This is a genomic window from Kitasatospora sp. NPDC093558, assembly GCF_040683475.1.
Lineage (GTDB): Bacteria > Actinomycetota > Actinomycetes > Streptomycetales > Streptomycetaceae > Kitasatospora.
This window is the reverse complement of the sequence record NZ_JBFBDY010001212.1, coordinates 1-1,333: the sequence shown is the minus strand read 5'-3', so window position 1 is coordinate 1,333 and position 1,333 is coordinate 1. Positions and strand designations below refer to the sequence as shown.

2 protein-coding genes are annotated in these 1,333 nt (G+C 75.6%); both read right to left on the bottom strand.

The features are described 5' to 3' along the window. The coding region (locus AB0O00_RS39825; RefSeq protein WP_363659551.1) for an SDR family oxidoreductase at positions 1-788 on the bottom strand (788 nt) is incomplete at its 3' end. Beyond that, positions 785-1,333 (bottom strand): TetR family transcriptional regulator (locus AB0O00_RS39820; RefSeq protein ID WP_363659550.1); only part of this gene is annotated, 549 nt, incomplete at its 5' end. The genes AB0O00_RS39825 and AB0O00_RS39820, both read right to left, overlap by 4 nt.

Here is a 1,333-nt window from a genome sequence, read left to right as displayed (position 1 = left end):
AGCGCCCGACCGGTCTTGGCGATGACGTCGGGGTCTCCGGCGAGCGCCGCCACCGCCCGGCCCAGGTAGGCCGGGGTCTCGGAGTGGGCGAAGTGCGGGTCCGCCGCCACGCCGTCGCGCCAGGTGGCCTCGGTGACGCCGAAGTGCTCCAGCACGGCCTCCGAACGCAGGAATCCCGGGGTGAGGGCCACGGCCGCGACGCCGTGCGGCTTGAGCTCGGCGGCCTGGGCGACGGCGAGGCGGATCACCGCGGACTTGGCGAGGTCGTAGAAGAACGAGCCGCGGAAGCGGGCGGTGTTGCCGTCCGTGACCTCGACGACGAGGCCGCTCCTGCGCGCGACCATCAGCGGGAGCGCGAACCGGCTGGTGATCACGTGGGTCTCCACCGCCTGGCGCAGCAGCCGCAGCCCCGTCTCCAAGTCCTGCTCCCACAGCGGGTGTTCCCAGTCGACGAGCGGATCGCCGCCCCAGACGGAGTTGACCAGGACGTCGAGCCGCCCGTCCTGCTCGGCCGTGATCCGGTCGACCAGGGCCCGGACCTCGTCCGCACTGCTGTGGTCGGTGCGGACGGGGATGCCCAGGCCGCCCGCCGCGGTGATGCGTTCGGCTGTCTCCTCGATGGTCTCCGGGCGGTCCAGGTCCGAGCGGGTGCCCGTCGTGCTGCGGCCGGTGACGTACACCGTCGCGCCGGCGCCGCCCAGTTCGACGGCGATGCCCCGGCCCCCGCCCCGGGTGCCGCCGGCGACCAGGGCCACGCGTCCGGCCAGTGGCCGGCTGTCGATCGTCATGATTCCTCCGGGGCTTGCGGGTGGCGGGGGAGTGCGGTGTACGGGTCCAGGAGCGCGTCGATCTCCCGGCGGAGCCGCTGAGGGAGCGTCCCCTCGCGGTCGAGCGCCCAGTTCAGGCCCGCGCCGGCGGCGATCGCCTGCACGGAACCGGCGAGGGCGCAGACGTCTGTCCCGGCCCTGAGCTCGCCCGCCCCGGCCGCCTCCGCCAGCAGGGCCTCGACGGCCCGGCGCTGGGCGAGGTGGACGGCGCGGGCGTGCTCGTGGAGCTCCGGGTCGGCGAGGTCCAGGCACAGGAACGCCAGGTGGTTGGCGAAGGTCTCGGGCGCGGCCATCGACGCCGTCGACTCCACCAGCAGGGCCGTCAGCGCCGCGAGCGCCGACCCGTGGCGCTCCCGCACCCGGGCGGGCAGCTCGGCGGCGTCCTTCGCCGACTGCTGCGCGAGCGCGAGGAGGAGCCCCCGCTTCGAGCCGAACCGCTGTACGAGCGTGCCGGGCACCAGACCCACCTCCCGCGCCACGGCGGCCAGCGTCAGGCCCGGGGGGCC